The 601-nt window shown below is 47.3% G+C and carries 1 protein-coding gene and 1 pseudogene; both read right to left on the bottom strand.

Features of this window, described 5'->3' with window-relative positions; translation table 11 throughout:
* Window positions 1-446, bottom strand: a 446-nt coding sequence (murI, locus tag R7R24_RS28550; protein ID WP_318120435.1) for a glutamate racemase, incomplete at its 3' end; no start/stop codon positions are given.
* A gap of 40 nt (window positions 447-486) precedes the next feature.
* Window positions 487-601, bottom strand: a pseudogene (locus R7R24_RS28545) (ATPase); the annotation flags it as partial.

Here is a 601-nt window from a genome sequence, read left to right as displayed (position 1 = left end):
AAACGCGTCGAACCTAGCAATTCAACTGGCTTACCTTGTGCAAAATCGCGGATCAGTTCATGAGTGTATTGACGAGTGACGGTCGCAGGCGTTGCGATTAACCCTACTCCCTGAGTCGCTAGTAGGGGGGCCGGTTTGATGGCAGGCACGACGCCAACAACTGGAACTGATAAGTTGTCACGCAATGACGGCAGCACGATTGTACTGGCAGTATTGCACGCAATGACGACGATATCGATGTGATGCTCTGCCACAAATGCGGAAACCAGCTGATTGACGCGCGAGATAAGCACATTCTGATCGAGTTCGCCGTAAGGATAAGCTTCGTTATCGAACAGATAGAAGTAGTCTAAGTGTGGAAGGAGTTGGTGAATTTCTTGGAAAACTGACAGTCCGCCGACACCGGAATCAAACACTAGAACTTTTTTCTTACTTGATGCTCGCACGAGTCTTACCTGATGAATAGAGACTCGGCGATCATACTGGTTAGATTTGTTTTGGCAATGCTTTAGCATGGTATCTTTGATGGCTAAATCGCTCCCCTATTTCCACTTCAAGCTTAGTCAGTTCTATATGTCCTTGAAATGACGGCGTTGATGTC

The organism is Vibrio sp. 704, assembly GCF_033339295.1.
The sequence above is the reverse complement of the archived record's forward strand: the minus strand, read 5'-3'. Positions and strand labels throughout refer to the sequence as shown.